The sequence below is a fragment of the Gordonia sp. (in: high G+C Gram-positive bacteria) genome (genome assembly GCF_049299075.1).
In the GTDB taxonomy this organism is placed as follows: Bacteria; Actinomycetota; Actinomycetes; order Mycobacteriales; family Mycobacteriaceae; genus Gordonia.
In genome coordinates this window covers 1-3,905 of the sequence record NZ_JBAQWU010000415.1, presented here as the reverse complement: position 1 = coordinate 3,905, position 3,905 = coordinate 1, and the positions used below count along the sequence as shown (strand labels likewise).

Genomic DNA, 3,905 nt, shown 5'->3' with positions numbered 1-3,905 from the left:
GCTCGGTACCGAGTGTCGACTCGACCATGCGCCCGGCGATGCCGCGGCCCCAGGACCGGTTGCGCGGCAGGTCAGGATCGGTGTCCGGGGCGTTGCTGAACTCGCCGCGGCGGCCGGCTTCCACCAGCGCCTCGACGCGTGCGGCAGCACCGGCGTCGTCGTAGGCGGTGCGGTCTTGCGTCCGGTTGGGCGGCGGAACGTGGTAGTTCGCCGGGTCGCCGTCGGCGGTGATCGCCTGCAGATCGGCGAGCGAGGCGAGGAAGCGTTCGCGTTCCCGCGCAAAAAGGCTGGCGTCATCGGACAATTCGAAGACCGCCGACATGAAGTTCTCCTGGCTCGCGCCTTCTTCGAGGCGGCGGATCAGGTAGGCGATGGCGACGTCGAACTCCTCCGGGTGCACCACCGGCGTGTAGAGCAGGAGCGAGCCGACCTCGCGCTTCACCGCCTGCGCCTGGGCGGTCGCCATGCCGAGCAGCATCTCCACGTCCAGACCGTCCTCGGCGCCGCGGCGCTGGGCGAGCAGCCAGGCGAGCGCAACGTCGAACAAATTGTGTCCGGCCACCCCGATACGGATGTTTTTCACGCGGTCCGGGTGCAGCGCGAAGTCCAGGACAGCCTTGTAGCTGGTGTCCGAGTCCTGTTTGCTGCCCCAAGTGGCCACCGGCCAGCCGTGCACGGCAGCGTCAACGTGCTCCATGGGGAGGTTGGCGCCCTTCACCACCCGGACTTTGACCGGCGCACCGCCGCCGGCCACGCGCGCGGCGGCCCAGTCTTGCAGGCTGATCATCGCACCCAGCGCATCGGGCAGGTATGCCTGAAGCACGATGCCCGCGGACAACTCGTGGAACTCCGGGCGATCGAGGAGCCGCCGGAAGACCGCAATGGTCAAGTCCAGATCCTTGTACTCCTCCATATCGAGGTTGATGAACTTCTTCGGCGACGAGGAAGCCGCCCGCTCGAACAACGGCACCAGGTGCGCGACGACGCTGTCGACCGCCTCGTCAAAGGCCCAGTGGTTATGCGGCGCCACGGTGGAGCTCACCTTGATCGAGACGTAGTCGACGTCCGGACGGGCCAGCAGCTTGTGCGTCCCGGCCAGCCGGCGCTCCGCCTCGTGCTCACCGAGGATCGCCTCGCCGAGCAGATTGATGTTGAGGCGCACGTCGTCGCGCTTGATTTTGGCGATAGCCGGGCCCAGCTTGGCATCGGTGGCGTCGATGATCAGGTGGCTGACCATTTCGCGGAGCACGCGGCGGGCCGTCGGCACCACCACTCCGGGCAGCGATGTGCCAAGCACACCGCCGAGCGTGATGGCGCCGCGCATCGGTGCGGGCAGAAACTTGGGTGTCAGCGAGGTGAGGCCGCGGAGCTTCTTGGCCGCGGCACGACGATCCTCCGGCCGCACCACGCCGTCAACGAAGCCCACGGTGAAATCGAGCCCGTTGGGGTCGCTGAGGACCCCGGTCAGCCGGGCGGCCGCCGTGTCGACTGGGAGTTGGTCGGCCTCGTTCAGCCACCGCTGGACCAACGCAATGGCATCGTCGGCGAGGTCTTGCGGACGCACCGCGCTGGCATCGGTCATGGTCTGTACCTTTCTCGGGGCGGCCCCCGGGAAGGTTCACAGGTGAGGGCGCTATTGAGCTAACTGTGAGGCACCCAAAAGATGAAGTAAAGCGCGATTATCTGTGGAATAACATTAAGAAGAACCGCACAATCCGGTGCGGTGTGTCCGTCTCGACGGGAGACGACGATGATCGACGTCAAACGCCTACGCGTGCTCCGCGAACTGGCCGCCCGTGGCACGGTGATCGCCGTCGCCGATGCCCTCGACTACAGCCCGTCGGCGGTCTCTCAGCAGCTCGCCACCCTGGAGCGCGAGGTGGGCGTCCCACTGTTTCGGCGCAGCGGTCGCACCCTCGAGCTCACCGCGGCGGCCCGCTTCCTCGCTGGCGAGGCCGACGAGCTACTCGGCCACATCGAACGCATCGAATCAGCCATGCGCCGCAGCCAGGACGAGGTGAGCGGCAGCATTCGCGTCGCCACCTTCCAGACCGCGATGTTGGCCCTGCTGCCGCAGACGTTGAGCCGACTGCGCACCGAATACCCGAGCCTGCGGGTCGACGTCGTGCAGTACGAGCCGGAGTCCGGACTCTTCGAGACCTGGGTGCGCGGATTCGATCTGGTGATCGCCGAGCACTATCCGGCCCACGCGCCAGTGCAGTTCGCCGGACTCGACCGCGAACCCCTCACCCGCGACCGGATCGAGCTCGCGCTACCGCCCGTCGGAGTCAACCCCGCATTCGACAACGTCGCCGCCCTGGCCGATGCCGCTGAATTGCCGTGGGTGATGGAACCACGCCCGGCCGCTTCCCGCCATTGGGCCGAACAGCTTTGCCGCACAGCGGGTTTCGAGCCGGACGTCCGCTTCGAGACGGCGGACATGCAGGCGCACCTGCGCCTCGTCGAATCCGGCAATGCTGCGGCGCTGCTGCCCGGACTAATCCACGTCGACGCCGACCCCCGACTGCGGCTGATCGGGCTGCCCGACGACCCGCACCGGACCATTTTCAGCGCCGCCCGGATCTCGGGTGCCGAACATCCGGGTATCGCCGCTATGCGTTCGATCCTTGCCGAGGAGAGTGCCAGCTCCCCTGCGCGGCGGCCTTCGGCTTGATGCTCGTCGCCAGCCCCCGTTGCGCTGCACGCCGGTAGATTGGTGGGCACCATGGTTCCCGAACTCGAAGTGCCCGCTCTCGCCCGTCGTCTCGCCGCGTTCGGCGCCGTCGCCCGGATGACCGGGTTCGACGACGTCGTCACCTTCTCCGATGAGGGCCTGATTCTCGACGACGACGATTACCTGCGGCTCGGCCGCGACGGCAACGTCAGCAACAGCTCGGGGACCGGCGCGGTGCCCCGCGCCTGGAGCACCGATGCGCGCGCCGACCAGGTGATCACCGACTGGATCGAGCAGTATCTGGAGGACACCTATCAGTTCCTGGTGATTCGCCGCGACTACATCGGCGATCTGGTCGCCGACCCGTTCTCCGAGCTGTACGTGTCCCGGCTGGCCGACCGATTTCCGAACGTCGACCTACCCGCGATCGAAGAATTCTTGGGTGGGATTCGCCGCTGGCTAGGCGGTCTTTCGGCCCTCGCGTAGCGTCCCAGCCCGCTCCGTGCCCGCCCGCGACTCGGTACGGTCGATGTCATGGAAACTATCGCGATCATCGGAGGGCACGGAAAAGTCGCCCTCGAACTGGCCCCGATTCTGACCGCCCGGGGAGACTCCGTGACCTCCCTCATCCGGACTGCTGAACAGGCGATCGACGTCGCCGCGACTGGAGCCAGCCCGCTACTCCTGGACATCGAGCAAGCTTCCGTCGACGAGCTCGCCGTCGTCCTGGGCGACGCGGATGCCGTGGTGTTCAGCGCCGGCGCCGGTGGCGGCAATCCGCAGCGCACCCACGCCGTCGACCGGGATGCGGCGATCCGAGCGATCCAGGCGGCGCAGTCCGCTGGAGTACGGCGATTCGTGATGGTGTCGTATCTCGGAGCCGGACCCGATCACGGTGTACCCGAAGACCATTCGTTCTACGCATACGCCGAGGCGAAGGCGGCCGCCGACACCGCGCTGCGTGCCTCCACTCTGGACTGGACCATACTGATGCCCGGCTCTCTGACCGAAGACGCGGCCACCGGCGCCATCGACCCGACGGCCACAGCGACTACGGGCAACCCCGGCACCTCGCGCGCCAACGTCGCCCAGGTGGCCGCCGCTGTGCTCGCCGACCGGAGCACCATCGGCAAGGACATTCCGTTCACTGACGGCGAGATCCCCATCCCCGACGCCGTCGCCCGCTAACCACACAGCAAGCGGGTCGACCCTTCGACAGGCTCAGGGAGCG

At 67.5% G+C, this 3,905-nt stretch carries 4 protein-coding genes; 3 read left to right on the top strand and 1 reads right to left on the bottom strand.

The features are described from left to right. Positions 1-1,582: proline dehydrogenase family protein (locus tag WAW85_RS13275; RefSeq protein ID WP_422560078.1), on the bottom strand; the 1,582-nt coding region annotated here is incomplete at its 3' end. Between the two features lie 168 nt (positions 1,583-1,750). Here WAW85_RS13275 and WAW85_RS13270 point away from each other — a divergent pair. From WAW85_RS13270 to WAW85_RS13260, 3 genes are read left to right on the top strand one after another with little or no spacing between them, the layout of a single operon-like run. After that, on the top strand, positions 1,751-2,674 hold the full coding sequence (locus WAW85_RS13270) for a LysR family transcriptional regulator (protein ID WP_422560077.1): 924 nt from the start codon (positions 1,751-1,753) through the stop codon (positions 2,672-2,674). Between the two features lie 51 nt (positions 2,675-2,725). Then, positions 2,726-3,160 carry a hypothetical protein gene (locus WAW85_RS13265; protein WP_422560076.1) on the top strand — a complete coding sequence of 145 codons (435 nt, stop codon included), beginning with the start codon at positions 2,726-2,728 and terminating at the stop codon, positions 3,158-3,160. Between the two features lie 48 nt (positions 3,161-3,208). Next, positions 3,209-3,862 carry an NAD(P)H-binding protein gene (locus WAW85_RS13260; RefSeq protein ID WP_422560075.1) on the top strand — a complete coding sequence of 218 codons (654 nt, stop codon included), beginning with the start codon at positions 3,209-3,211 and terminating at the stop codon, positions 3,860-3,862. Positions 3,863-3,905: the final 43 nt, after the last annotated feature.

Excerpts from the sequence above, each read along its gene's own strand:
- WAW85_RS13260 (WP_422560075.1), top strand. The coding sequence starts at position 3,209 with ATGGAAACTATCGCGATCATCGGAGGGCACGGAAAAGTCGCCCTCGAA.
- WAW85_RS13265 (WP_422560076.1), top strand. The coding sequence starts at position 2,726 with ATGGTTCCCGAACTCGAAGTGCCCGCTCTCGCCCGTCGTCTCGCCGCG.
- WAW85_RS13270 (WP_422560077.1), top strand. The coding sequence starts at position 1,751 with ATGATCGACGTCAAACGCCTACGCGTGCTCCGCGAACTGGCCGCCCGT.